This is a genomic window from Methylobacterium sp. J-059, assembly GCF_022829485.1.
In the GTDB taxonomy this organism is placed as follows: Bacteria; Pseudomonadota; Alphaproteobacteria; order Rhizobiales; family Beijerinckiaceae; genus Methylobacterium.
Genome location: NZ_JAKSYA010000018.1, coordinates 1 through 25,969, shown reverse-complemented (window position 1 = coordinate 25,969; position 25,969 = coordinate 1). Strand labels below are relative to the sequence as shown.

Annotated in this window: 25 protein-coding genes and 1 pseudogene; 13 read left to right on the top strand and 13 right to left on the bottom strand. The window is 71.4% G+C overall.

The window, feature by feature from the left end; all coding sequences use genetic code 11:
• Positions 1-173: 173 nt before the first annotated feature.
• A complete protein-coding gene (locus tag MKK55_RS01145) occupies positions 174-1,718 on the bottom strand; it encodes an acetolactate synthase large subunit (protein ID WP_243932888.1) in 1,545 nt (514 codons plus the stop codon).
• Between the two features lie 264 nt (positions 1,719-1,982).
• On the opposite strand from MKK55_RS01145, the gene MKK55_RS01140 reads away from it, so the two are divergent.
• The 5 genes from MKK55_RS01140 to holA all read left to right on the top strand — a co-directional run bounded on the left by MKK55_RS01140 (position 1,983) and on the right by holA (position 8,218).
• Positions 1,983-3,581, top strand: a complete 1,599-nt coding sequence (locus tag MKK55_RS01140; protein ID WP_243932873.1) for an ABC transporter substrate-binding protein — start codon at positions 1,983-1,985, stop codon at positions 3,579-3,581.
• 108 nt (positions 3,582-3,689) lie between these two features.
• Positions 3,690-5,090, top strand: a complete 1,401-nt coding sequence (locus tag MKK55_RS01135; protein ID WP_243932872.1) for an amidase — start codon at positions 3,690-3,692, stop codon at positions 5,088-5,090.
• 139 nt (positions 5,091-5,229) lie between these two features.
• A complete protein-coding gene (locus tag MKK55_RS01130) occupies positions 5,230-6,081 on the top strand; it encodes an acid phosphatase (RefSeq protein WP_147729549.1) in 852 nt (283 codons plus the stop codon).
• 522 nt (positions 6,082-6,603) lie between these two features.
• Entirely contained in the window at positions 6,604-7,164 is a 561-nt protein-coding gene (gene lptE, locus MKK55_RS01125; RefSeq protein WP_243932871.1) for an LPS assembly lipoprotein LptE, read from the top strand.
• A 22-nt stretch (positions 7,165-7,186) separates the two neighbouring features.
• Complete coding sequence (gene holA, locus MKK55_RS01120; RefSeq protein ID WP_147844017.1) at positions 7,187-8,218, top strand: DNA polymerase III subunit delta; 1,032 nt, start codon at positions 7,187-7,189, stop codon at positions 8,216-8,218.
• Positions 8,219-8,328: 110 nt separating this feature from the next.
• On the opposite strand, the gene arsH is transcribed toward holA, so the two are convergent.
• Entirely contained in the window at positions 8,329-9,066 is a 738-nt protein-coding gene (gene arsH / locus MKK55_RS01115; protein WP_147844016.1) for an arsenical resistance protein ArsH, read from the bottom strand.
• A 50-nt stretch (positions 9,067-9,116) separates the two neighbouring features.
• Here arsH and MKK55_RS01110 point away from each other — a divergent pair, with 50 nt between their 5' ends.
• Positions 9,117-9,476 (top strand): ArsR/SmtB family transcription factor, encoded by a 360-nt coding sequence (locus MKK55_RS01110; RefSeq protein ID WP_243932870.1) that lies wholly within the window; start codon positions 9,117-9,119, stop codon positions 9,474-9,476.
• Positions 9,477-9,595: 119 nt separating this feature from the next.
• Here the strand turns inward: MKK55_RS01110 and MKK55_RS01105 are convergent, their stop codons facing one another.
• From MKK55_RS01105 to mnmG, 5 genes are all read right to left on the bottom strand, one after another.
• On the bottom strand, positions 9,596-9,862 hold the full coding sequence (locus MKK55_RS01105; protein WP_147728221.1) for a hypothetical protein: 267 nt from the start codon (positions 9,860-9,862) through the stop codon (positions 9,596-9,598).
• A gap of 254 nt (positions 9,863-10,116) precedes the next feature.
• Positions 10,117-11,013: a ParB/RepB/Spo0J family partition protein gene (locus MKK55_RS01100; protein ID WP_147728224.1), complete on the bottom strand. Its 897-nt coding sequence runs from the start codon at positions 11,011-11,013 to the stop codon at positions 10,117-10,119.
• Positions 11,014-11,109: 96 nt separating this feature from the next.
• Positions 11,110-11,958, bottom strand: a complete 849-nt coding sequence (locus MKK55_RS01095) for a ParA family protein (RefSeq protein ID WP_147728222.1) — start codon at positions 11,956-11,958, stop codon at positions 11,110-11,112.
• A gap of 50 nt (positions 11,959-12,008) precedes the next feature.
• On the bottom strand, positions 12,009-12,635 hold the full coding sequence (gene rsmG, locus MKK55_RS01090; protein WP_243932869.1) for a 16S rRNA (guanine(527)-N(7))-methyltransferase RsmG: 627 nt from the start codon (positions 12,633-12,635) through the stop codon (positions 12,009-12,011).
• Between the two features lie 202 nt (positions 12,636-12,837).
• Positions 12,838-14,712 carry a tRNA uridine-5-carboxymethylaminomethyl(34) synthesis enzyme MnmG gene (gene mnmG, locus MKK55_RS01085; protein WP_243932868.1) on the bottom strand — a complete coding sequence of 625 codons (1,875 nt, stop codon included), beginning with the start codon at positions 14,710-14,712 and terminating at the stop codon, positions 12,838-12,840.
• Positions 14,713-15,073: 361 nt separating this feature from the next.
• On the opposite strand from mnmG, the gene MKK55_RS01080 reads away from it, so the two are divergent.
• The gene (locus tag MKK55_RS01080) at positions 15,074-15,223 is read left to right on the top strand and encodes a hypothetical protein (protein ID WP_187275615.1); all 150 of its coding nucleotides are present in this window, start codon (positions 15,074-15,076) and stop codon (positions 15,221-15,223) included.
• A gap of 188 nt (positions 15,224-15,411) precedes the next feature.
• Here MKK55_RS01080 and mnmE read toward each other — a convergent pair whose 3' ends face one another.
• A complete protein-coding gene (mnmE, locus tag MKK55_RS01075; protein ID WP_243932867.1) occupies positions 15,412-16,716 on the bottom strand; it encodes a tRNA uridine-5-carboxymethylaminomethyl(34) synthesis GTPase MnmE in 1,305 nt (434 codons plus the stop codon).
• A 174-nt stretch (positions 16,717-16,890) separates the two neighbouring features.
• On the opposite strand from mnmE, the gene bla reads away from it, so the two are divergent.
• The 4 genes from bla to panC all read left to right on the top strand — a co-directional run bounded on the left by bla (position 16,891) and on the right by panC (position 19,761).
• Positions 16,891-17,772 (top strand): class A beta-lactamase, encoded by an 882-nt coding sequence (gene bla, locus MKK55_RS01070; RefSeq protein WP_243932866.1) that lies wholly within the window; start codon positions 16,891-16,893, stop codon positions 17,770-17,772.
• Positions 17,772-18,263 carry an aminoacyl-tRNA deacylase gene (locus MKK55_RS01065; RefSeq protein WP_243932865.1) on the top strand — a complete coding sequence of 164 codons (492 nt, stop codon included), beginning with the start codon at positions 17,772-17,774 and terminating at the stop codon, positions 18,261-18,263. Before bla ends, MKK55_RS01065 begins: the two co-directional genes overlap by 1 nt.
• Positions 18,264-18,335: 72 nt before the next feature.
• A complete protein-coding gene (locus MKK55_RS01060) occupies positions 18,336-18,692 on the top strand; it encodes a hypothetical protein (RefSeq protein WP_409565997.1) in 357 nt (118 codons plus the stop codon).
• A gap of 211 nt (positions 18,693-18,903) precedes the next feature.
• Positions 18,904-19,761, top strand: coding sequence for a pantoate--beta-alanine ligase (gene panC, locus MKK55_RS01055; protein ID WP_243932864.1), 858 nt, complete (start codon positions 18,904-18,906; stop codon positions 19,759-19,761).
• Positions 19,762-19,780: 19 nt separating this feature from the next.
• Here panC and MKK55_RS01050 read toward each other — a convergent pair whose 3' ends face one another.
• The 3 genes and pseudogenes from MKK55_RS01050 to MKK55_RS01040 all read right to left on the bottom strand — a co-directional run bounded on the left by MKK55_RS01050 (position 19,781) and on the right by MKK55_RS01040 (position 22,230).
• Complete coding sequence (locus MKK55_RS01050) at positions 19,781-20,653, bottom strand: transporter (protein ID WP_243932863.1); 873 nt, start codon at positions 20,651-20,653, stop codon at positions 19,781-19,783.
• Positions 20,654-20,868: 215 nt separating this feature from the next.
• Positions 20,869-21,626: pseudogene (locus tag MKK55_RS01045) on the bottom strand (IS5 family transposase).
• On the bottom strand, positions 21,613-22,230 hold the full coding sequence (locus tag MKK55_RS01040; RefSeq protein ID WP_243932862.1) for an SDR family oxidoreductase: 618 nt from the start codon (positions 22,228-22,230) through the stop codon (positions 21,613-21,615). Before MKK55_RS01040 ends, MKK55_RS01045 begins: the two are co-directional and overlap by 14 nt.
• Positions 22,231-22,428: 198 nt before the next feature.
• Between MKK55_RS01040 and MKK55_RS01035 the strand changes: the two genes are divergently transcribed.
• A complete protein-coding gene (locus tag MKK55_RS01035; protein ID WP_243932884.1) occupies positions 22,429-22,767 on the top strand; it encodes a winged helix-turn-helix transcriptional regulator in 339 nt (112 codons plus the stop codon).
• Between the two features lie 208 nt (positions 22,768-22,975).
• Positions 22,976-23,458, top strand: coding sequence for a hypothetical protein (locus tag MKK55_RS01030; RefSeq protein WP_243932861.1), 483 nt, complete (start codon positions 22,976-22,978; stop codon positions 23,456-23,458).
• A 182-nt stretch (positions 23,459-23,640) separates the two neighbouring features.
• Here the strand turns inward: MKK55_RS01030 and MKK55_RS01025 are convergent, their stop codons facing one another.
• Positions 23,641-24,216: a recombinase family protein gene (locus MKK55_RS01025; protein WP_243932860.1), complete on the bottom strand. Its 576-nt coding sequence runs from the start codon at positions 24,214-24,216 to the stop codon at positions 23,641-23,643.
• A gap of 145 nt (positions 24,217-24,361) precedes the next feature.
• On the bottom strand, positions 24,362-25,969 hold a 1,608-nt coding region (locus MKK55_RS01020; protein WP_243932859.1), incomplete at its 5' end, for a Tad domain-containing protein.

The window sequence follows — 25,969 nt, the reverse complement described above, 5'->3', positions numbered from 1 at the left end:
GTTCGTCCGCGCCCCCTCACCGCCGCTTCGGCTTCGCCGCCGCTTCCCACAGGCACGACGAGGTGCCTGCGGGCCTCTCCCCGCGTGCGGGGAGAGGGGAAGGGAGGGCCTTTCGGGCATCGGCACGCCGGCTGAAGGAGACGAAACGGACGCGGCGGCTGTCTGTCCGGTCCTCACAAGGCCACCTCGATCAGGAACGGCCCGCGCCGGGCCAGCGCCCCGCGGAACACGTCGATGAAGTCGGCTAAATTCTCCACGCGGCGCGCCTCGACGCCGAAGCCCCTGGCGAGGCTGACCCAGTCGATCGCCGGGTCGTCCAGCGTCAGCATGCCGATCGCCTTCGGGCCGGGATTGGCGGCGCCCACGTTGGCGAGCTCGTGGCGCAGGATGGCGTAGGAGCGGTTCGACCAGATCAGCGTCACCACGTCGAGGCGCTCGCGCGCCTGGGTCCACAGCGCCTGGGCGGTGTAGAGCGCGCTGCCGTCGGCCTGCAGCGCGATCACCTTGCGGCCGGGACAGGCGATGGCGGCGCCCGTCGCCATCGGGATGCCGAGGCCGATCGCGCCGCCGCCGAGCTGGAGCCAGCTGTGGGGCGCGGCCGCATGGGTCTGCCCGAAGAAGTTGCGGCCGGTGGTGATCGACTCGTCGCAGACGATCGCGCCCTCGGGGATCAGCGCGCCGAGCACCCGGCCGATGGCGGCGTCGGCGAGCGCGCCGGCGGTCGGCAGCTCCGGGCGCGGGCCGGCGGCCGACGACTCGTCCGCCGGCGCGCCGACGGCCTCGGCCAGCCGCTCCAGCGCCTCGATCTGGTCCTCCTCCGGCGTCGCCAGCACGATCGTCTCGGCGTCCGGCGCGCTGAGCACGCTCGGCTTGCCGGGATAGGCGAAGAACCCGACCGGCGGCGTCGCGCCGACGAGGATGACGTGGCGGTAGGGCGCCAGGGTCTCGATCGCGGCGTCGATCGGGTAGGGCAGGCGCTCGATCGGCACCGTGCCGGCGCCGCGGTCGATCCGGGCGTTGGCGGCCATGGCCAGCAGCTTGGCGCCGGTCTTCCGCGCGATGCGGGCGGCGATGCGGCGGCCCTCGCCGCGCACCGCCCGGTCGGACAGGTGCAGCACCGCCGGCTCGCCCGAGGCCAGGGCCGCGACGGCGCGCCGCAGCGCATCCGCGCCCGCCCGCGCGCGCTCGGGAATCGCGGGGACGGGCGCGATGCCGGTGCCCGGGTTCCAGGCGGTGTCGGCGGGCAGGATCAGGGTCGCGATCCGCCCCGGGGCGGTCCGCGCCGCGGCGATCGCGTCGGCGCCGTCCGCGGCGATGGCCTCGGCGGTGGTGCCCATGCGCAGCCAGGCCGAGACCGGCCGGGCGAAGCCGGCGATGTCCGAGGTCAGCGGCGCGTCGTGGATGCGGTGATAGGTGGCGTGCTCGCCGACGATGTTGACGATCGGCGAGCGGGCGCGGCGCGCGTTGTGGAGGTTGGCCAGGCCGTTGGCGAGGCCGGGGCCGAGATGGAGCAGGGTCGAGGCCGGCTTGTCGGCCATGCGGGCGTAGCCGTCGGCGGCCCCCGTCGCGCCGCCCTCGAACAGGAACAGCACGCAGGCCATGCCCTCGACCCGGTCGAGCGCCGCCACGAAATGCATCTCGGAGGTGCCGGGATTGGTGAAGCACACCTCAACGCCGCCCGCGACCAGGGTGCGGACCAGGCTCTCGGCGCCGTTCATCGTCTCTGCCAACGCGCTCATCCCTCATCTGGCGGTCCGGAACCGCAGGCCCCGCCGGGAGCGAAACCTCCGAAGGCGCCATCGTGGTGCCGCGGGATAGGGCGGCGCAAGGCCCGGGCGCAACGCCCAAGACGCCATTGTCCTGCGGCACAACCCAAGATCGTTGGCGCAGGTCTTGCCCGGAGGGACTGTCCCCCTCGCCCGCAGGGGCCTCCCCCCTCGCCCGGAGGGGCTTTCCCGGACCCACGCATGAGAAGCCGCACGATGCTTGGCCGTACCCTGGCTGCCCTCGCCGTCACCACCGCGCTGGCCGCGCCGCCGGCGCTCGCCGAGAGCGTCCTGCGCATCGCGATGACCGCGACCGACATTCCCACCGCCACCGGCATGCCCAACAACGGCTTCGAGGGCATGCGCTTCCTCGGCTACCCGATCTTCGAGGGGCTGGTGCAGTGGGACCTCACCCGCACCGACCGGCCGGCCGGGCTGATGCCGGCGCTCGCCACCGCCTGGGAGCAGTCGGCCGAGGACAAGCGGGTCTGGACCTTCCACCTGCGCGACGGCGTGCGCTTCCACGACGGCGAAGCGTTCGATGCCGACGCGGTGATCTGGAACCTCGACCGCTACTTCAAGAACGACAGCCCGCAATTCGAGGCGCAGGGCGCCGGCATCTCCCGCGCCCGGGTGCCGATCATGGGCAGCTACAAGAAGCTCGACGACAGGACGGTGCAGATCACCACCACGCAGGTGGCCTCGTACTTCCCCTACATGGCGGTGTACCTGCTGTTCACCTCCCCGAAATCGTTCGAGAAGGCCGGGCGCGACTGGGCCAAGGTGCAGGCGGTGCCGGCCGCCGGCACCGGGCCGTTCAAGCTGACCAAGGTGACGCCGCGGGAATCGGCGGATCTCGCCCGCAACGACGGCTACTGGGACAGGTCCCGCCTCGCCAAGGTCGACCGGGTCCGCCTGATGCCGATCCCCGAGGCCAACGCCCGGATCGCCGCGTTGCGGGCCGGCCAGGTCGACTGGATCGAGGTGCCGGCGCCCGACGCGATCCCGTCGCTGAAGGCCGCGGGCTTCGCCGTCACCACCGGCACCTACCCGCATGTCTGGCCATGGATCTTCAACATCGGCGCGACCAACAGCCCGGTGAAGGACGTGCGCGTGCGCCAGGCCCTGAACTACTGCGTCGACCGCGCGGCGGTGGTCAGCTTCCTCAACGGCACCGCGGAGGCCGCGAGCGGCTGGTTCAACGACGGCAACCCGGATTTCGGCACCCCCAAGAACCGCTACGGCTTCGATCCGAAGCGGGGCAAGGCGCTGCTGGCCGAGGCCGGCTTCACCGCCAGGAACCCGCTCGCGCTGAAGATCATGATCTCGGCCTCCGGCTCGGGGCAGATGTCGCCGATGCCGATGAACGAGTTCCTGCAGGAGAACCTCAAGCAGGCCTGCGACGTCGACGTGTCGTTCAACGTCGTCGAGTGGCAGATCCTGCTGAACTCGAGCCGGGCGCTGCCCGACGCGGCCAGCCTGCAGGGCTCGAACGCCCTCAACGTCTCCTCGCCCACATCCGATGCGGGCGTGATGGTGCGCTACTTCGCGGCCGACCGGTTTCCGCCCAACGGCTTCAACTTCCCGAACTGGACCGACGCGACCTTCGACAAGGCCCTGAGGACGCTCGCCGAATCAAGCGACCCGGCCGAGATCTCGGCCGCCACCAAGGCCGCGCACGAGCGCCTCGTCGACGACCCGCCCTGGCTCTACGTCGTCCACGACCTCAACCCCCGCGGCATGAGCCCGAAGGTGAAGGGGTTCGTCTCTCCGCAGAGCTGGTTCGTCGACCTGACGCTGGTGAGCCTGCCGTAGCCGCGTCCGACGCTCGACGCCCCGTCGTTCCGGGGCCGCGTGAGCGGCGCCCCGGGACAACGGGATAGCCCCCGACCACGACGACCGGACAAGCAAGGGTCCTTCCGGATGACCGACACGACGAACGCCATCGCCGACCTCTCCGCGACCGAGCTCGCAAAAAGAATTGCCGGCAAAACGCTGTCGCCGGTCGAGGCCGTGGCGGCGATGCTCGACCGCATCGCCGCCCGCGAGCCGAAGCTCCAAGCCTTCACCGAGGTGTTCGCCGACGATGCGCGGCTGGCGGCCGAGGGCGCCGACCGGGCGATCCGCTCCGGCCACGCGGTCGGGCCGCTGCACGGGGTGCCGATCGCGCTGAAGGACCTGATCGACCTCGAGGGCCGCATCACCCTGGGCGGCTCGGCCGCCCACCGGGCGCGGCGCGCCGCCCGCACCGCCACCATCGCCCGGCGCCTGATCGCGCAGGGGATGATCGTGCTCGGCAAGACCCACACGGTGGAGTTCGCCTATGGCGGCTGGGGCACCAACCCGCATCTCGGCACCCCGTGGAACCCGTGGGACCTCGCGGTCGCCCGCACGCCCGGCGGATCGAGCAGCGGCACCGGCGTCGCGGTGGCGGCGCGGATGGCGCCCTGGGGCATCGGCACCGATACCGGCGGCTCGGTGCGCCTGCCCGCGGCCTTCTGCGGGCTGACCGGGCTGAAGGTCACCGTCGGCCGGGTCTCGACCCACGGCATCGTCCCGCTCAGCGCGACCCTCGACACCCCCGGCCCGCTCGCCCGCAGCGTCGCCGACGCCGCGCTGCTCTACGCGGCGATCTCCGGCCCCGATCCGCTCGACCCGGCGACCCGCGGCATCCTGCCCGTCGACCCGTTCCCGACCCTGAACCGCGGCGTGCGCGGCCTGCGGCTCGCGCGGATGCCGGAGGCCGAGCGGGACGGCTGCTCGGCCGAGATGCTGGCCGCCTACGACGCCTCCCTCGACGTGCTGTCCGGGCTCGGCGCGGAGATCGTCGACGTCGCGCTGCCGTTCCGCTTCGCCGACCTCGTGGCGATGAGCGGGATCACCAACGCCGAGGCCTACTTCGTCAACGGCGCGCTCGCCGAGGACGCGGCCGCGCCGCTCGGCGACGCGGTGCGCGCGCGCATCCTCGGCGGCCGCACCCTGTCGGCGCAGGAGTACCTCGCGACGCTCGAGCGCCGCGACGCGCTCAAGCGCGACCTCGCGCGCGCCTGGGACGGGATCGACGCGATCCTGACGCCGACCACCGAGACCGCGGCCGTGCCCCTGGCGGAGGTCGACGAGCTGCACCTGCCCTCCCGCTTCACGCGCTTCGCCAACCTGCTCGACCTGTGCGGCCTCAGCCTGCCGAACGGCGTCTCGCGCGGCGGCCTGCCGCTCTCGCTGCAGATCGTCGGCCGCGGCTACGACGAGGCGCTGGCCCTGCGCATCGGGCAGGCGTTCCAGGGCGCGACCGACTGGCACCTGCGGGCGCCGTCCGGGTTCTGAGGGGGCGGCTCTTCCCTCCCCCCTCAAGCGGGAGAGGGAAGAGGTGAGGTCGCGATCGGAAAAGTCGCGGTGCCGTCGTATCCCGTTCAACGTCCGGGCGTTATGGCTTGGGCCTCGCCCGCCCCGGAGGACGGACCCGATGCCGCGTTTCCCGATCGCCCTGGCGCTCCTCGCGCTCCTCGCTCCCGCCGTGCATGCCGAGACCCCGGCCACGGCCGAGCCGTCGGCGCCCTCCGTCGCCGCCGACCCGGTCCGCCCGGACAAGCCGGCGCACAAGCCGTACCTGACCGGCACGGGCGTGCCCGACACCGTCCAGATCCTGCCGGCGCCGCCGGCGAGCCACTCGACCCTGGAGGCGGCCGACCGCGCCGCCTTCAACGCCACGCGGGCGATGAAGGGCACGCCGCGCTGGGAGATGGCCGCCACCGACGTGGCCGAGGGCGCGGCCGCGATCCTCGAGACCTTCGCCTGCGTGCTCGGCACCCGCATCGACCAGGCCCGCGTGCCGGCGGTGATCACCCTGTTCGAGCGCGCGCGCCTCGACATCGCCGCCGGCACCCGCGGGCCGAAGGTGCATTACCGGCGCCTGCGCCCCTTCGTCGGCAACGAGGCGCCGATCTGCGTGCAGCGGACCCAGGCGCTCGCCGACAGCTTCAGCTATCCGTCGGGCCACGCCACCCAGGGCTGGGCCTACGCCCTGATCATGGCCGCGCTGGTGCCCGAGAAGGCCACCGCCATCCTCGCCCGCGGCCGGGCCTACGGCGAGAGCCGCGTGGTCTGCGGCGTGCACTGGCTGAGCGACGTCGCCGCCGGGCGCACCAACGGCTCGGTGATCTTCGCGGCGCTCGTCGGCGACGCCGCCTTCCGGGCCGATCTCGACCGGGCGCGGGCCGAGCTCGCCAAGGTGCTGGCGGGCGAGCGCAAGCCCCCGGATCAGGCCTTCTGCAGCCGCGAGGCCGACGCCCTAAAAAGCCCCGGCCTCGAGTTCTAGACGACCGCGATCCGTGGGAAATCCCGGATCCGTACCCGTCTCGGCACGCGATTGCGACGATGCCGTCGTGATGATCGCGCGTGCGTGACCGGGAGGCATGACCGCGCGCGCCGCGCCCCCCGTCGTCAGGTTTCGCGCGTGCCACCCGGTCCGCGTCGCCGCGCGCGTCAACGCTCCGGCGGCGGCTGCACCGCCTGCGTGTCGGCCCGGCACGGCCCGAGACCAGCACGTCCCGAGACGCCGCGGGCGGCCTCGATCGTCGCTGGCGCGCAGCGGGACGGCCGCGCCCGCAGGCGCCGAAGCGGCCGGTCGACGCCCCCCGGGGGAGCGTTCCCGCCGACGTCTTCGGCTTCGCCGCGGCGCGACGCGTCCGGCCTCCGCGGCCCGCGGTCGCCGACCTCGGCGACCCAACTCCCGCCGCAGACGAATCGTAAGGGATCGCGCGTAGGGTCGTGGCGCCGGGCCGTTCGCTCGCGCTAAAGAACCCTGGACGAGACGGATTGCGGCGGGCGGATGAGGCGGATGGCGGACACAACGATCGGGACCGCGACGGCTTGCGCCGCGGCGCGGGCGGCCCGTCTCGCCTGCGTCGCAGGCCTCGCGCTCAACCTCTCGGCCTGCTTCCGCCCGCTCTACGGGCCGACGGCGTCGGGCGAGTCGCTGCCCGCGCTGCTCGCCGGCATCCAGGTCGACGACATCGCGATGGCGCGCGACCAGGAGCGCATCGGGCACTACCTGCGCAGCGAGCTGATCTTCGCCCTCGACGGCTCCGGGCAGCCCGGGCCGAAGCGCTACCGGCTGAAGCTGCAGGGCAGCGAGTCGGTGCAGACGCCGATCGTCTCGACCACCACGGGCCGCGCTGAGGCCGGCACCATCGTCGGCGTGGTCAAGTACAGCCTCGAAAACCTCGACGGCACCAAGATCGTCACCGAGGGCGTCGCGACCTCGACCGCGACCTACGACCGCTCGGTGCAGCGCTTCGCATCCCTGCGCGCCGCCCGCGACGCCGAGATCCGCCTCGCCTCGGTGCTGGCCGACCAGATCAAGACCCGCCTCGCCTCGGTGCTCTCGGCCAAGCCTTGAGGATCGGGCGGGGAGCCCGGGCGTGACCGCGGTCAAGGCCGGCGAGATCGAGGGGTTGCTGCGGCGCGGGCCGGACCCGCGCATGCCGGTGATCCTGCTGTTCGGCCCCGATACCGGGCTGGTGGCCGAGCGCGCCAAGCAGCTCGCCGAGGGCTTCGTCACCGATCCGGGCGACCCGTTCGCCCTGGTTCGGATCGACGGCGACGCGCTCGCCGGCGATCCCGGCCGGCTCGTCGACGAGGCCGGCACCGTCGGGCTGTTCGGCGACAAGCGCGCGATCTGGGTGCGCCCGACGAGCCGGCCGATCGCGCCCGCCGTCGAGGCGCTGCTCAAGGGCGAGATCCAGGGCACGCGCATCGTGATCGAGGCCGGCGATCTGGCCAAGACCGCGCCGCTGCGCACGCTGTGCGAGAAGTCGGCCAAGGCGCTGGCGATCCCGTGCTACGCCGACGACGCCCGCGCGATCGCCGACCTGATCGACCGGACGCTGGAGGCGCGCGGCCTGCGCATCGACCGCGACGCCCGCACCCTGCTGGCCGAGAGCCTGGGCGGCGACCGCCGGGCGAGCCTCGCCGAGATCGAGAAGCTCGCGCTCTACGCGGCCGGCACCGGAACCGTCGGGCTCGACGACGTCGAGGCGGTGGTGAGCGACGTCGCCGGCAGCCAGCTCAACACCCTGATCGACGCCGCCTTCGCGGGCCAAGGCGACGTGGTGGAGCGCGACATCCGCCGCTTCCGCCACGAGGGCCTCGACCCCTCGGCGATGCTGGGCTCCGGCCTGCGCCATGCGCTGCAGCTGCTCGCCGTGCGGATCGAGGGCGGCGACAAGGCGCCGAGCCTGATGGTCGCGAGCTGGCGCGGCCTGCACTTCAAGCGCAAGGGCAGCATCGAGACGCAGCTCGCCCGCTGGAGCCCCAACACCCTGCGCCAGGCGGTGCAGATCCTCCAGGACGCGATCCTGGCCTGCCGCCGCTCCGATCCGGTCCTGGCCCACGCCCACGCCTCCTCCGCCCTGCTGCGGATCGCGACGCAGGCGGCGCGGCGACGGGGCTGAGGCCCGGATCGCGCAACCAAAGCCCGCCGATCGGCGCCGATCCGGCTTGACGAGCGACCGCCGCGCCGGATCACGCTGCGTGATCCGGCCGAAGCCGGCCGGGCCGCCGCCTACGGCTTGGCGAACCCGATGTCGGCGGCCACCGCATCGAGGCGCGCGGGCGCCCGCTCCTTCCGCTCGGAATAGCGGTCGACCAGAAGGTCGGCCCGCTCGCGGGTGAGCAGCGTGAACTTGTAGAGCTCCTCGCAGACGTCGACGACGCGGTCGTAGAGCGGCCCCGGCTTCATCCGGCCGGCCTCGTCGAACTGCGTGTAGGCGGCGGGCACCGAGGACTGGTTGGGGATGGTGATCATCCGCATCCAGCGCCCGAGCACGCGCAGGGCGTTGACGGCGTTGAACGATTGCGAGCCGCCCGAGACCTGCATCACCGCGAGCGTGCGCCCCTGCGTCGGGCGCACCGAGCCCTCCGAGAGCGGCAGCCAGTCGATCTGGCTCTTCATCACGCCGGTGAGCGTGCCGTGGCGCTCCGGGCTGACCCAGACCTGCCCCTCCGACCACAGCGAGGCGGCGCGCAGCTCCCGGACCTTCGGGTGGTCGGCGGTGGCGTCGTCCGGCAGCGGCAGGCCGTCGGCGTGATAGATCCGCACCTCGCCACCCATCGCCGCGAGCAGGCGGGCCGCCTCCTCGGCCAGGAACCGGCTGAAGGCGCGCGCGCGCAGCGATCCGTACAGGATGAGGAATCGCGGCGGGTGGGCGAAGCCGGTCTTCGGCGCGAGGGTGCCCGGCGTCGGCACGGCGAAGTGCTCGGCGGCGATGTTGGGCAGATCGGCGAAGGGCGGCTTGTCCACGCGTCGGGCGTCCGTTATGTTTCAATATTCATTGAAATATTGGGCCGACGATGGACGAAGCGCAAGCTCTGGCCGCCTTCGGCGCGCTCGCCCAGGCGCACCGCCTGCGGATCGTGCGCCATCTCGTGACCGCGGGGCCGGAGGGCCTCGCGGCCGGTGCCCTCGCCGGCGCGGTCGGCGTCTCGACCTCGAACCTGTCGTTCCACGTGAAGGAGCTCGAGCACGCCGGGCTGATCGCGTCCCGGCGCGAGGGCCGCTCGATCCTCTACAGCGCGGCCTACCCGGCGCTCAGCGGGTTGATCCAGTTCCTGATGCGCGATTGCTGCCAGGGCCACCCGGACGTCTGCGCGCCGGCCCTGTCCGCCCTCGACGCCTGCCGAATCCTCACCGATGACGAGCGCCATCGCTGACGCGACGGCCGCCGGAGCCCCGCCGATCGACGTCGCCCCGGGGGGCGTCCGTCCGTGCCGCCCGCCCGAGGCGGTGCGCGATCTGCTCCCGATCGGCGCGGCTGGCGGCCGGGGCCGGCTCACCGCCCCTCGGAGATCCGCCGGCCCTTGGTCTCGCGCTTGTAGAGGGCGATCGCCGCGGCGCATTCGGGCGACAGCTTGCTCAGGTTGGCCCGGAAGCAGGCCTCCACCGCCGGGCCGCCGGGCGGGTGCTCGCTGCAATGCTCGAGGTAATCGCCGGTGCAGTTCTGCTTCAGCGCCTCGCGGATGGAGCTGGTCTGGGCAAGGCCGAGACCGGGGATCGCGAGAAGGCCTGCGGCCAGGATCATCGTGCGGAGGCGGGGCATGGAGGTGTCCGTGCGAAGGATGGAACGGGCCGCGCGAACGGCCGGAGGCCAGCACCGAGGCCCGAATGCGAGCCTGCAGGCCCCGCCGCGACGCCACGGCGTGGACCGATGGAACGCGCGCCCGGACGGTGGACGCAGCCCGCTTCTAGGCGCGCGCACGCCGCCGCCACAAGGCTCGGCCCCGCATCCGTCCCGGGATCGGACGCGGGGGCAAGAGATCGAGACGCCGCGATGAGGCGTCCGGCGTCGACCGGTCAGCCGGCGTCGGGCACCTGGAAGCGGCGGCAGAGATCCTCGAATTCCTGGGCCGTGCCGTAGCGGATCCGGATCTCGCCGGCCTCGGACGACTTCGCCTTCAGGGTCACGCCGAGGCCGAGCGCCAGGGCGAGGCGGCTTTCCAGCGAGCGCACCTCGGCGGTCTTCTCGGTCAGCCCACGCGGCCGGCCGGGCCGCGGCACGTCGTCGGGCTGCTGCTCGGACGCGGCGATCGCCTCGACGTCGCGCACCGTCAGCCCCTCCTCGACGATGCGCTTGGCCACCAGCTCGGGCGCGCGCACGCCGAGCAGCGCGCGGGCATGGCCGGCGGTGATCTCGGCCGCGACCAGCCGCTCCTGCACCTTCGCCGGCAGGTTGAGCAGGCGCAGGGTGTTGGCGAGGTGGCTGCGGCTCTTGCCCAGGATCTCGGCAAGCTCGCGCTGCGTATAGGAGAACTCGCTCATCAGCCGCTCGTAGCCGGAGGCCTCCTCGATGGCGTTGAGGTCGGCGCGCTGGATGTTCTCCAGGATCGCGAACTCGAGCGAGGCGCGGTCGTCGATCTCGACCACCACCACCGGCACCTCGTCGTGCCCGGCCCGCTGGGCCGCGCGCCAGCGGCGCTCGCCCGCCACGATCTCGAACGTGCCGGGCACCTCGCCGAGCGCCCGCACCACGATCGGCTGGATGATGCCGCGCATGCGGATCGAAGCGGCGAGCTCGTCGAGGTCGGTCTCGCTGAAGCTGCGGCGCGGGTTGCGCGGGTTCGGTCGCAGGAACTCGACCGCGACCTTACGCTGCGCCTGCACCTTGCCCGCCTCGTTGCCCGCATCCCCGAAATCGCCGATCAGGGCCGCGAGCCCCCGCCCCAGCCGGGGCCGTGCCACCTCGTCCGCCATCCCGCTCACCCACTTACTCCGTTACGCATCGTTACGCCGTACACCCGAACCGTCCCGGGCCGCATCCGCCCGCCGAAACGGGCGGGTCGCGACCGCTCACGCCGCCGCCGGCACTCGGCCCTCGCGCTGGATCACTTCCGAGGCGAGCCGCAGGTAGGCCTGCGAGCCCGCGCATTTCAGGTCGTAGAGCAGCACCGGCTTGCCGTGCGAGGGCGCCTCCGACACGCGGACGTTCCTCGGGATCATGGTCTCGTAGACCTTCTCGCCCATGAAGCCGCGCACGTCCGCCACCACCTGCGTCGACAGGTTGTTGCGCGGATCGAACATCGTCAGCACGATCCCCTGGATCGTCAGCTTCGGGTTCAAGGCGCCGCGCACCTGCTCGACGGTGCGCAGCAGCTGGCTCAGGCCCTCGAGCGCGAAGAACTCGCATTGCAGCGGCACCAGCACCGCATCGGCGGCGGCGAGCGCGTTGATGGTCAGCAGGTTCAGCGAGGGCGGGCAGTCGATCAGCACGTAGCTGACGTCGCGCGTCGCGTTCGCGTCGCGCAGGCCCCGCAGCACGTTGCGCAGGCGGTGCGCCCGGTCGGGCAGCGAGGCCAGCTCCAGTTCCAGGCCGAGCAGGTCCATGGTCGAGGGCGCTACCGACAGGCGCGGCACCGCGGTGGGCACCACGGCCTGGGCCAGCGACGCCTCGCCCGCCATCACCTCGTAGGTCGAGACCCGGCGGGCGCGCCGGTCGATGCCGAGCCCGGTCGAGGCGTTGCCCTGCGGGTCGAGGTCGATCACCAGAACCTGCTCGCCGATCGCCGCGAGCGCGGTGCCGAGGTTGATCGCCGTCGTGGTCTTGCCGACGCCGCCCTTCTGGTTGGCCAGCGCCAGCACCCGGAGCGGCCGCGCGGGCGCGGCATCGGCAGCGGGATGGGGAGTCGCGTCGCTTGTCATGGGCGCCTGGGAGACGGGAACGCTTGGGGGGAGTGGCAGGCTCTCGAGAGCTAGGGGCTCTTGGGAGCGAGGGCGGTGACGCGGACGATCCGGGCGGCCGACTCGGTTCGGCTCGGAATGAGATCGTGGCCGACTGTCCACCGCGCCGCGGCATCGGTCAATTCCGCAACCGCTTCCCGTCCCTTCGGAAACAGCCCGGTGGTGCCCGTTTTCAACAGTGGCTCGGTCCAGGCGAGAAGCTGGTCGAGCGGCGCGAGCGCCCGGGCGCAGACCACGTCGACCCCGTGGTGATCGCCGATCACCGCCTCGATCCGCGCGTTGTGGACCGTTGCCGGCGCCCCGGTGACCCGGGCCGCCTCGGTCAGGAAGGCGCACTTGCGGGCGTTGCTCTCGACGAGGTCGACGCGGATGCCGGGCGGCCCGGCGATCGCCAGGATCAGCCCGGGGATGCCGGCGCCCGAGCCGAGGTCGAGCCAGCGGCGCGCCTCCGGCATCAGGTCGAGCAGCTGCAGCGCATCGGCCACGTGCCGCGTCCAGACCTCGGCCAGGGTCGCCGGCCCGACCAGGTTCTTGATCGTCTGCCAGCGCGCCAGCTGCGCCACGTAGAGATCGAGCCGTTGCGCTGTTTCACGTGAAACATTCGCGGCGGCGAGCACGCGGTCGCGATCGGCGCTCATCGCGAGGCCCCCGGAAGGCTTCGGACGACATCCGCGGGTTCCCCTCCCCCCCCTGCGGGGGAGGGTGGGCCCCGCGTCAGCGAGGGTCGGGAGAGGGGAGCACCTTTTCCGGAAACGGAGCTCCCCTCTCCCCCCCTGCTCCGCAGGGTACGCTCCCCCGCAGAAGGGAGAGGGAAGACGCGCGTGGCGGCTAGGACCATCCTCACGATGCCACCGCCTCGCGACGCCGCGCATGCGCGGCGAGCAGCGTCAGCGCGGCCGGGGTGACGCCCTCGATCCGCGCCGCCTGCCCCAGGGTTCCCGGCCGCACGGTCTCGAGCTTGATCCGCATCTCGTTGGAGAGCCCGGCGATGCGCCCGTAATCCAGCCGAACCGGCAGGCTCACCGCCTCGTCGCGGCGGAAGGCGGCGATGTCAGCATTCTGCCGGTCGAGATAGACCGCGTAGGTCGCATCCGTCCGCAGGCGCTCGGCGATCCGCGGCGAGACCGCGCTGAGCTCGGGCCAGACCAAGGCCAAGCGGCCCCAGTCCAGATCGGGATAGGAGAGAATTTGGAAGGCGGTGCGGCGGATGCCGTCCTGGTTGAGCGCGAGGCCGTGGGCCTGCGCCTGGGTCGGCGTCAGGGTCAGCGCGTCGAGGCGGGCGCGCACCGCCGACAGCTCGGCCTGCGACGCGGCGAAGTGCGCCGCCCGCCGGGTCCCGACGCAGCCGAGCGCGGCCCCGCGCGGGGTCAGGCGCTCGTCGGCGTTGTCGACGCGCAGGCTCAGGCGATACTCCGAGCGCGAGGTGAACATGCGGTAGGGCTCGCTCACCCCATGGGTGACGAGGTCGTCGATCATCACGCCGAGGTAGGATTCCGCCCGGTCGAAGGTCGCCACCGCCGCGCCGCCGGCGATCCGTGCGGCGTTGATGCCGGCGACCAGCCCCTGCCCCGCCGCCTCCTCGTAGCCGGTGGTGCCGTTGATCTGCCCGGCGAGCAACAGGCCCGGCAGGCGCTCGGCCTGGAGCCCGGCATCGAGCTCGCGCGGGTCGACGTAATCGTACTCGATGGCGTAGCCCGGCCGCAGGATCCGCGTCGCCTCCAGGCCCGGGATCAGGGCGACGAGCCGGTGCTGCACCGCCTCCGGCAGCGCGGTGGAGATGCCGTTCGGGTAGATCGTCGGGTCGTCGAGGCCTTCGGGCTCGAGGAAGATCTGGTGGCCCTCGCGGTCGCCGAAGCGCACCACCTTGTCCTCGATCGACGGGCAGTAGCGCGGGCCGCGGCTGCTGATGCCGCCGGAATACATCGGCGACAGGTGCAGGGTCTCGCGGATCAGGTCGTGGACCGCTTGCGTCGTCCGGGTGATGCCGCAGCGGATCTGCGGCGTGGTGATCCGCTCGGTCAGGGTCGAGAACGGCACCGGCTCGGCGTCGGCCGCCTGCATCTCCAATCCCGACCAGTCGATGGTGCGGCCGTCGAGGCGCGGCGGGGTGCCGGTCTTCAGGCGCCCGAGCCGGAAGCCGAGCCGGTCGAGGGTCCGGGCCAGCCAGACCGCCGGCGCCTCGCCGACGCGGCCGGCCGGGATCTGAACCGGGCCGATATGGATCAACCCGCGCAGGAAGGTGCCGGTGGTGAGCACCACCGCGCCGCAGCTGAGCGTCCGCCCGTCGCCAAGCACGATCCCGGCGACGCGCCCGTCCCGCACCACCAGATCCTCGCAGGCGCCCGCGACCACGGTCAGGTTCCGGGTCTCGGCCACCGCCGCCTGCATCGCCGCCGCGTAGAGCTTGCGGTCGGCCTGGGTGCGCGGCCCGCGCACCGCCGGGCCCTTGCGTCGGTTGAGCAGCCGGAACTGGATGCCGGCCGCGTCGGCGACCCGGCCCATCAGGCCGTCGAGGGCGTCGACCTCGCGCACGAGATGGCCCTTGCCGAGGCCGCCGATCGCCGGATTGCACGACATCGCGCCGATGGTCGCCGGATCGTGCGTGACCAGGGCGGTGCGTGCGCCGCACCGGGCGGCGGCCGCCGCCGCCTCGACGCCGGCATGGCCGCCGCCGACGACGAGGACATCGAAGGCCTGTGGAGACGTCTCACGCATCCGCGGGATGTGCCGCCGCGCTGCGGAAAGGTCAATCGCCCGGGATCCGCTGAGCGGGATCGCATCGATCGTGCCCCATCCAGAGGCACGGTGCCGTCGCCTTCGGCAACGAATACTGCATTCGATCAGTCGATCCACCCGGCCCGAGCCTTGCCGCACGATGGCCGACTGCGTTCGGCAGTCGAACATGGCGAATTTCGATAGCGACCAGAGATGAAACCCCTTGCGGGCCTCACGATCGCGTGTCATCGACGATCTGTGAACGACTTATGAACGGACAACGGCGTCCGTCCCGGCCACCCGGGATTTCGTGACATCGCAGACCTCGCACGTGCGAGGGCGACCAACGAGGATCGAGACGATGCACATCATCACCATCGGCCTGGGTGCGCTCTGTTGCGCCGGCGGGGCCGTCGCCCACTTCATCGATCCGAGCCAGCGCAAGGAAGGCGTCTTCGGCCTCGCCGGCTTCGGCTTCCTGCTCACCGGGATGTTCCTGACCCGCTCGTGACACGCGATCGGGTTTTCACGTGAAACATCGGGCGTGTTTCGCGTAAGCCGGCGACAGGGTCGACATCGTCGGCGTCGTCCGCCGACATCGCCTTGGGCGAACAGCGCGCGTGACGCGCGCGCTGAGCCCGTTCAACGCAACAACATCGAGCCGCGCCTCGCTCCGCGCACGGAAGGGGGAAAGCCGCACTACTTGCCGATGCAGAAGCCGGAAAACAGGCGATCGAGCACCGCCTCGATCCCGACATGGCCGCCGACCTCGCCGAGCGCGCGAACGGCCAGGCGCAGATCCTCGGCCACCAGTTCCGGCATCGCCGCGACGGCAGGCAGCCGGTCGAGATGGGCGACGCAGCGCTCCAGGGCGTCGCGGTGGCGCTCGCGGGTGATGAGCGCATCGCCGCCGCCGAGCGCAGCCTCGGCCTCCGCGGCGATGGCATCAAGCAGCGCCGGCATCCCCTGCCCCGTCAGCGCTGACACGGCGAGGCCGCCGCCGGACCCGTCGGCGAGGTCCGCCTTCGTCCGCACGCGCAGCACACGGCCGGTCGCCGCGGGCTCGGTCGCCTCCGGGCCCGGCGGCACCAGCATCAGGACGAGGTCGGCTTCCGCCATCCGGCGGCGGGTGCGCCGGATGCCCTCGGCCTCGACCGGATCGTGCGTCTCGCGCAGGCCCGCGGTGTCGACCAGCATCACCGGCAGGCCGCCGAGATCGAGCCGCACCTCGATCGCGTCCCGAGTGGTGCCCGGCACCGGCGAGACGATCGCCGCGTCGCGCCGGCTCAACGCGTTGAGCAGCGTCGACTTGCCGGCGTTCGACGGCCCAGCGAGCACGACCCAGAACCCCTCGCGCACCCGCTCGCCGCGGCGCCCGTCGGCGAGCGCCGCGGCGATGGCGGCACGCAGGCGGGCGGCGCGGTCGAACAGGGCGCGATCCAGGGCCGCGTCGTCGACGTCGCCCTCGTCGGAAAAATCCAGCGCCGCCTCGGCGGCGGCCAGGCAATCGATCGCCTCGTCGCGCCAGGCCGCGACCTGCCGGCCGAGAGCGCCATCGAGCTGGCGCAGGGCCTGACGGCGCTGAGCCTCGGTCTCGGCCTCGATCAGGTCGGCGACGCCCTCGGCCTCGGTCAGGTCCATCCGGCCGTTGAGCACGGCCCGCCGGGTGAAGGCACCTGCTTCGGCCGGACGGCAGCCGGGAAAGGCGGTGAGCGCGCGGATCACGCCGGCCCGCACCGCGACGCCGCCATGCAGGTGCAGCTCCGCCATGTCCTCGCCGGTGACCGTGCTCGGCCCGGGCATCCAAGCGATCAGCGCCCGGTCGAGGATGGCGCCGTCGGCGGGGTCGCGCAGCGTCCGCAGCGAGAGGCGGCGCGGCGCCGGCAGCGGGCCCGCAAGCGCCGTGAGCACGGCACCGGCGGCCGGGCCGCTGACGCGGATCACCGCGATGGCGGCGCGCCCGAAGCCGGAGGCCGGGGCGAACAGGGTGGGGGGATCGCTCATGGTCGGATCGCTCATGCTCGGATCGCTGATGGGGGCCCGGGGCATCCCGGCATCCGCCCATCCGCGCGGGGGCGGCCGTCATCGATCGGCCGCATCCCGGCGAAAGGGTCTTGCCTCGGCAAACGACGTTGCGCAAACCGCGGCGCCGCGAAACCCGTCCGGAGGGAGCACGCCATGGCCCATACCCGTCGCGCGGTCGTCGCCGGCCTGGCGCTCGCCGGGCCGGCGCTCTCCGCCCGCGCCGCCGATCGGCTCGGCGCCGCCGCCGGGCGCATCGGGGCGCTCGAGGCGCGCCTCGGCGGTCGGGTCGGCGTGGCGTTCCGCGATGCGACGGGCGTGTTCCTCGGCCACCGCGCGGACGAAGCGTTCGCGCTGTGCAGCACCTTCAAGGTGCTGGCGGCGGCGGCGATCCTGGCCCGCGTCGCCGCCGGCCGCGAAACGCTCGATCGGCGCATCGCCTACGGGGCGGACGATCTGCAGAGCTACGCCCCGGTCACGCGCTCGGCCCTGGAGACGGCCGGCGGCGGCCGTGCGGAGATGTCCGTCGATGGGCTCTGCGCGGCGGCGATCGTCCGGAGCGACAACACCGCGGCCAACCTGCTCCTCGACGCGCTGGGCGGACCGGCGGCGCTCACCGCCTGGCTGCGCGGGCAGGGCGACGCGGTCACCCGCCTCGACCGGACCGAGCCGACCCTCAACACCGCCCTGCCCGGCGATCCGCGCGACACCACCAGCCCGGCCGCGATCACCCGGACGCTGGACCGCTGCCTCCTCGGCGACGCGCTGGCCCCGCCGCACCGGGCGCGGCTGGAAGCCTGGATGGTCGCCTGCGAGACCGGCGGGGCCAAGCTCCGTGCCGGCCTGCCGCCCGCCTGGCCGGTCGGCGACAAGACCGGCAGCGGCGACAACGCGACGTCGAACGTCGTGGCGATCCTGCATCCGCCGGGCCGGGCGCCGATCCTCGCGGGTGTGTTCCTGACCGGCTCGGAGGCGCCGCCGGCCGCGCGGGACGCCGCCCATGCCGAGATCGGCCGCATCCTGGCGGAGGCGGTGTGATGGCCAAGGCGACGCCGCGGGCGACCCCCGCCTCGCGGGCGCTGGACGAGGCCGGCATCGCCTACGCGATGGTGGGCTACGCCTACGACCCGGAGGCGCCGCGCATCGGCCTGCAGGCGGCCGAGGCGATCGGCGTCGAGCCGGGCTGCATCCTCAAGACCCTGATGGCCGCCGTCGACGGCCAGCCGGTCTGCCTGCTCATCGCCTCCGACCGGGAGGTGGCGATGAAGCGGGTCGCCGCCGCGATGGGCGGCAAGGCGGCGTCGATGCTGAAGCCGCCGGAGGCGGAGCGGATCACCGGCTACCACGTCGGCGGGATCAGCCCGCTCGGAGCCAAGCGCCGGGTGCCGGTGCTGATCGATGCGGGATCGCTCGCCGGCCGCACCGAGATCCACGTCAACGGCGGCGGGCGCGGCCTGCAGCTGCGGCTCGCAACCGCCGACCTCGTCACGGTGCTCCAGGCCCGGCTGGTCGCGTTGGCCGATCGGTAACGATCGGTTCACCCTGTGCGCCGACACTGGCACCGTGTGCCCGGTTTCCGCGGGTCGGGGGACGACGGGCGCATGCGCGCGAGAGCGATGATCCGGGCCTGCTTCCTCTGCGGCTTCGCCGTGGGGCCCGCCGGCGCGGCCGACCTGTTCGCCCCCGAGCCGGGGCCGGCCTATGGCGGACCCGTCGCGAGCGCGCCGCGCTACTTCCCGCGCGGCGACGGCAGCGACGGCGTCCTGCTTCACGCCGCCCCGCCCCCGCGCCGGGTCGCCTGCCTGCCGCGCCGCGCGCCGGTGCCGACCAACGCGCCCGACGATCCGAGCTACGTCGGCTCGTCCTACGGCCTGTCGAAGCCGAGCTATTACGGCCTCACGCCCCCGCCGGGCGTCGACGACCCGTTCGGCCGGCCCCTGCTGCCGTATTGCCGATGAGCGCGGCGAGTTTGTTCCACCAGAAGCGGGGACCTGAGGTCGCCGCGAATCCGCGCCGCTTCACCGCGTCTGCAGACGTGCATTCTTGGACGCAAGGCACGGCCCGGATGCATCATCGTTTCGGCAGGGTCGGCGCAGATCGCAGGCGCATGCTGGCATGCGGCGAAGAGGGCGCTTAAGGCAGCGCTCGAAGCCGCCGCCGGAGCCCGCCATGCCAGCCCATCCCACCCCCGAGACGCAGGCCATCACCGATCTCGCCCGCTTGCGCGAGACGGTCGCCGCGTGGCGCGCAGCCGGCGACCGCGTCGTGCTGGTGCCGACCATGGGCGCGCTGCATCGCGGCCACCTCGCGCTGATCGCGCATGCGCGGACCCTGGGCGAGCGCGTGGTGGCGAGCATCTTCGTCAATCCGACCCAGTTCGGCCCGAGCGAGGATTTCGCCCGCTATCCGCGCGACTCCGCGAGCGACCTCGCCCTGCTGGCGCAGGCCGGGACGGACGCGGCCTGGATGCCGGAGGCGGCCGCCATGTACCCGCCGGGGTTTTCGAGCCGCATCGAGGTGGGCGGCCTCACCGAGGGGCTGTGCGGCGCCTTCCGCCCCGGCCACTTCTCGGGCGTGGCCACCGTGGTGACGAAGCTGCTCAACCAGGTCCGGCCGGATGCCGCCCTGTTCGGCGAGAAGGATTTCCAGCAGCTGCAGGTGATTCGGCGCGCGGTCGCCGACCTCGACCTCGACGTCGCGATCCACGGCATGCCGACGATCCGCGAGGCCGACGGCCTCGCCCTGTCCTCGCGCAACCGCTACCTCGCGCCGGCCGAGCGGGCGACCGCGCCGAAGCTCCACGCGGTCCTGTCCGACATCGCGGCGCAGGCGCGGGACGGCGGCGAGACGGCACCTGCCATCGCGCGCGGGATCGCCGCGCTGGAGGCCGCGGGATTCGCCGTGCAGTACCTCGCCGTCTGCGATGCGGCGACGCTGGCCCCGCTCGCCCGCGTCGACGGCCCGGCCCGCGTGCTCGCCGCCGCCTATCTCGGCAAGACCCGTCTAATCGACAACGTCGCGGTGTGAGCTCCCGGCCGCGCCGGCGTCAGCGCTTGGCGAGCAGCGGCTCGGGCTGCGGCCCGTCCAGCTTGTCGCCCGGCTGATCGTCGAGCTTGCCCAGCGGCACGATCGCCCGCAGCCAGCCGCGGGTGTCGAAGCCGCCGTAATTGCGCTCGGCGACGTCCCGGGTGACGTAGGCCTGCAGGTTCACCGGCCCGAAATTGTAGCCGACGAGGGCGCCGACGGCGAACTGGCCCTGACGCTGGTAGCTCGCCCGGCCGGTCGGCAGGTCGGTGGAGCCAAAGGCGACGGCACCGACCTCGAGCTTGCCGAACTTCTTCGTCGCGGTCAGGTCGAGGTTGAGGAAGTCCGGGTAGTACGTGCCGGTGGGCGAGGTGGTGTCGAAGAAGATCCCGTAGAGGAAATGCGCCGTCAGGTTCCAGCCGTCGCCGTTGTAGGTCGCGGCGAAGCGCTGGTGCAGCACCGGGTTCCGGATCACCACCTTGGTGTCGCTCGGCAGGTAGGCGCCGAGCAGGTAGCTGACGCCGACATGCTGGCCGAGATCCCAGGCGAGCTGGGCCGCGAGCAGGGTCTGGCCGAACCCGCTCTGGTAGCGCGCGCCGTTCGGCGCCGTCGCGGTCACCGGCTGCAGCACCGTGAACTGGAGCCGGGCATCCAGCACCCGCCACGGCGTCGCCCAGATGATGGACGGCAGGTTGACGTTGAGTTCCGAGTCGCGGGGTCGCGTGTCGCGCACGCCGAAGCTCGACGTGTCGATGAGGTACAGCCCCTCCGCCAGCGGAAACCCGGCCGGCAGGCCGACGGTCTGGCCCGGCTGCGCGGCCGAGCCCGCCCGGGCGGCTCCGTGCGCGGCGCACGCCACCGCTGCGCCCACGAGCGCCACCTTCCAACCCGACACCGGCACGCAACCCTCCTCCGCCGACGCGGTTCGCCGGCAAACGGACCATGCACGGATCGCGGCTGATCCGCCGCCTCCGATCGCGGGCACCGCACGATCGCAGGTTCGGCGTTGCAACCGGGCCACGCCGTCGCCGGGACGGCGCCCGGCCGCTCGAGCATTTTGCAGAGAGGTGGATCCCGGCTCGCGTGAAGAAAATGCTCTAGGTCGCGGACTCATAAAGTTCGCAGCCAGACCCGGACGGCAGCGAGTTTGACGCTGGCGAGGAAGTTGTCGGGATCCTTGTCGTAGCGGGTGGCGACGGCGCGGAAGTGCTTCATCTTACTGAAGAAGCGCTCGACCAGGTTGCGGTACTTGTACAGGAACGGGCTGAAGGCCAGGACCTGTTTGCGGTTGGGCATTGGCCTCACGTTCGCCCAAGCACCCTGCTCGGACATCCGGGCTCGCAGCGCATCGCTGTCATAGGCCCGGTCACCCAGCAGGACCTGGCCTTCACCCAACCCGCCCAGCATGTCGGTCGCCGAGCGCCCGTCATGCGCCTGACCGGGCGTGATCTTCAACGCGAGGGGACGGCCCTCGGCATCCACCAGCGCGTGGATCTTGCTGGTCAGGCCGCCCCGTGAGCGACCCATGCCACCGGATCCGCCGTCTTTTTTTTGGCGCAGGCTGCGTGCTGGTGAACCCGCACGCTGGTGGCGTCGATCATCTGCAGATCGCCCTCGTAAGCCTTCGACACGGCAGCCAGAAGCCGATCCCAAATGCCGCGCTTGCGCCAGCGCCGGAAGCGGTTGCCGCAGGTCGTGTAGGGCCCGTAACGCGCCGGGATGTCGGCCCACGGTGCGCCCGTGCGCAGCCGCCAGAAGATCCCGTTCAGCACCCGTCGGTCGTCCACCCGATCCTTGCCGCGCACGTCCGTCGGCAGGACCGGCTCGATCACCGCCCACTCTTCATCCGTCAGGTCAAACCGCGCCATCCTCGGTCCTCCATTCGGAGAACCAACGATGCCACGGCCAAACCGTGCCAGACGTTATGAGTTCACGACCTAGCTCGATGACCTCGACCTTGCCCTTGAGCGCCTCGCGCAGCGCGACCGTGTAGCTGTGCAAGGCGGCCTTGGTCGCCGAGTAGGTCGGGGCCGACACGAGAGGCACGAAGGCCAGGCCGGAGGTGACGTTCACCAGGGCAGCATCGGGCTGCCGGCCGAGATGCTCGATCAGGCCGTCGGTCAGCCGGATGGGGCCGAGTAGGTTGGTGATGACCGTTGCCTCCGCGTCGGAGAGGTCGCGAGGCTGGTCCAGCGCCTCGGAGCGCATGATCCCGGCGTTGTTGATGACCACGTTGAGGGCCGGGTGCTCGGCCGTCATGCGTCGTGCGAAGTCGGCCACGCCCTCAGCGCTGTCGGCATCGAACGCCATGGCATGCATGTTCGGACGTCCGGCAATCGTCCGCTGCAGCGCCTCCGTCCGCCTGCCGGCGACGATGACGATGTTGCCAAGGTCGTGGAAGCGTTGGGCGAGGGCTTGGCCGATGCCGGAGCCGCCGCCGGTGATGAGGATGGTGTTTCCTGACGTCTTCATGTGAGCGACCTTCGTTGTTGTCGCCCATGAGGTTATGGCTCATGCTCTCCGTACCGAAGTAGGCACCGAAAAGATTTATACGCACCAAACGGAGAGTGTCGCATGCGTCGGGCAGAAGCCGATCCACGGATCGAGGCGCGTCGGAAGGAACCGGTCCCAACCGAGACCGATCCGGCCATCGAGGCGTTGGTCTAGGACATCATCGGCAAGGTGGCCGACAAGTGGACCATGTTGATCCTCGAAGCCCTGCACGAGCGCGGCACGCTGCGTTTCACCCAACTCGGCAAGGCGGTCGGCCGCATCAGCCAAAAGATGCTGACCCAAACAGTTCGCCAGATGGAACAGGACGGCTTGGTGCGTCGGACGGTGCACCCGGTGATCCCACCCCATGTGGACTACGCGCTGACGCCGCTCGGCGAGAGCCTCGGTGCCGCATTCTGTGGTGTGTGGATCTGGGCTGAGACGCACCATGCCGAGATCAAGCGGGCACGCGAGGCTTTCGCGTCACGAGAGTGCCGACGACCCATCCAGGCGTGACTCCATCTCACCCAGAAGCTGAATGCAGCCCCCGAGTTTGAATTAGGGAGTTTGCAAGCGGACCTTCCGAAGGTCGGTGAAGGGTCGATAGTAACCTGAACGATGTGTCAGGTATCCAACTGTTTTCCCGACAATTTCAGACGGTTTCGGTAACGTCTCTGAACCAGTCTGGCCTTTTCTCGTGCTGGTAGGTTCGGTAAGTGCCCCGATGCTTCTCCTGACCGACCGCCAAAGGATCGAACTCGCAGTTCCCGCCTATCTCTTCTATGCGCTTACGGGGGCGCCGAACGTGTTCGTTCCAGCTGATCCGGACCTCGTCGCGAGAGCCGAGGCAGATGTCGCCGAACTGCGCAGGAACCTGAGGACTGCCTGTCTGGAGCCGTTTGCCGATCTGACGCCCTCCAAAAGGCAGGCACTCATACGTCGCCTCGAACGCCTCAAGCGGTTGATGACGGCCGACTGGCACGAACGCCCGGCACTGAGCCTCATGCTGATGCTCTGGTGCTTCCTCAAGGATCTCACCGACCGCGAGGTTCTGATCCTGTGGGAGGACTCGGCGATGGATCGGGCGACGCGAAAGCTGAGGCCGATGTGCGAGCATGGCTTCGAGAAGCAGGACGACGGCGTTGCAGCCCAAGAGCAGGCAGGCGGGCTGCTCACGCGCTTCCAGGCGGAGGGACTGTACCGCTGATCTCCGGCCTGCACTCGCAGCTGCAACCGCTTCCGACCCAACCCGGACCTACGGCGTCGTAGCGCCACGAACGTCCTTGGAAAGGGTAAGGTGGGCATGCAATTAATTGCGCGAGCCGCCCTCCATAATTTCAAGTGTGGCCTGCACCACCCTAGGCGGCTCTGAGCGATAGATGATGGCGGTCAGGCGACTGCTGGCCGGCATGCCCGCTTCACGCTGGCTAGCGAGATCCCGAACTGCGCGGCCGTGCTCGCGATGCTGGCTCCGTTGTCCTTCCGCCAGGTCATCACCGATGCATCGTCGATCGCCTTCTGCCGACCGAATGCCCTACCCTCGGCCTTCGCACGCTGAATGCCGGCCATCTGACGCGCCTTGATGTTGGCGCGCTCTAGCTCAGCCACGGCAGCCAGCATGGTGAGCATCGCCTTCCCGATTGGGGTGGAGAGATCGAAGCCCTCGCGCAGGCTGATGATCGCCACGCCCTTGGCCTGAAGCGCCTTAACGGTTCCTAGAACATCGAGGGTGTCACGACCCAGGCGATCGACGGCGCCAACGATGAGGGTGTCGCCTTTGCGAGTGTACTTGAGGAGAGCCGAGAAGCCCGGACGATCCAGCGCGCGCACGACCCCGGACACGCCTTCGTCGCAGAACCAATCCTCGACCTTGTGGATCAGACCGATGCTGTGCCGTTGTGCCTCGACGCTCTGGTCGCCGGTGCTGACCCTAACATACCCGATTACCGACATCCCGCCCGCCATGGCTCAAAATCTATGGCTCAGGACGTAGCGCATGGCTCAGGGTCAAACAACACCTTTGAGCCATATCGCGGTGCCAACCCGCGGGTAGGCTCACAGGGTGTACCTTCCGAGCCTAACTACCAAGGCCGAAGCCGGTCCGTTCATTTTACTGCGTCAGCCGCAGCGTGCCGATGCTGGCCGCGATCTGGTTGAAGGCCGAGATCAGGCTCGACGAGTCGTTGGCGACGAAGGCCTGCGTCGACGTTGATGCGCAGTTGTTCAGAAGGCTCAGGCCGGCGCTGTCGATCGGGTCCGAGGGCACGCTGAAGCCGATCGTGTAGATCGAGATGCCGGCGCTCTTGGCGTTGCTGCAGGCCAGGGCCGTCAGCGCGTCGAGGGCAGCTCGGGAATTGGTGGCGTTCGTGACGTTCTGGTTGCCGGGCGGGAGGCGCGGATTCGGGGTCGAACCGTCGACGTTCTGGAAGTAGCCGGCAGCGAAGTACATCGACTGGTTGAATGGCGAGTAGCCGTTCGTCGCCCAGCTGTTGGCGCCGTCGGTCATCAGGATGATGACCTTGTTGACCGTGCTCGACGCGTAGGGCGCCCCATCGGCGAAGACGCTGCTCGGCGACAGCGTCCGCCAGCCCCACATCAGACCCTCGTGGATGTTAGTCGATCCGAGCGGCGCCATCGCGTTGATCAGCGACTTCAGCGTCGACGTGTTGCTGGTCAGCCTCTGGAGCGGGCGGGTGGTGCAGCCGAAATTCGGGCCATTCGGGATGCCGGTATAGCTGTTCGATGCGGTCGGCGATGCGTCGCGGGCGTTGACGTACTTGCAGGCGCGGCCCTCGGCGGCGGCGAACGAGGTGCTCGACTGCGATTGGCTCGCACAGCTGTTGGCGTTCGTATAGTCGTCGATGTAGCTGTTGAAGCTGAACGCGGAATTGCCGTTATAGGCTGCATACGTCGTGCTACCCTCGCCCGGTTCGTCGGGCGCGAACATTGGCACGTAGTACGAGCTTGGGTTCGAGCTCGTCGGCGCGCCGTCCTGGACGTTGAGCGGATAGGGCAGCGTTTCCAGGCACCCGGCCCAGCCCCAGCCCGAGTAGGCACTCTGCAGCGCCGTGAAGAGGCCGAAGCGGTTGGTGAAGCCGGCGGAGGTCGGTGCGATCACGTTGGTCCAGTGATAGGCCGACTTGCCGTTCTGGTCGATCCAGGTGGCATAGCGGTAGGCGGCCGGGTCGACCGCGACCGCGGCGGCGAACGGCACGATCGAGATCTTGGTGCCGGTGGCGAAGGCGGCGTTGGTGTAGACGTAGTCGACGAAGTTCGTCGCCGCCGTCTGCACTGCCTGGAGCTTGCTCTGGCCGCCGCTCGATTCCGCCATCGAGCCGGTGTTGTCGAGCCCCAGGGCAATCTCGAAGGTCTTGGGCAACGGGGTGGCGCAGCGAGCCGACCCGCCCGGGCGCGGGGCCGTCACGCCCGTGATGCGGCTGTAGAAGACCGGCGAGACAATGTGCGTGGTCAGGGTGATCTGGCGCGGGTTCGCCGTCAACGCCAGCGGGTCGACCGTGAGGCCGGTCGCGCCAATGTAGCCCGTCATCATCGCGACGGCCTGGGTCTGGAGAGTCGCGGTCGTCGTCGCCATCGGCGTCTGGCACAGAGCGGGGGCGGTGGCGTCGGTCGCGGCCTGGAGCTTGGTCTCCATGTAGGTGGCGAAGCCGTAATCGATCACGGCGCCGGTGAAGCCGAGGAGCGGCAGCGCGAGCAGCCC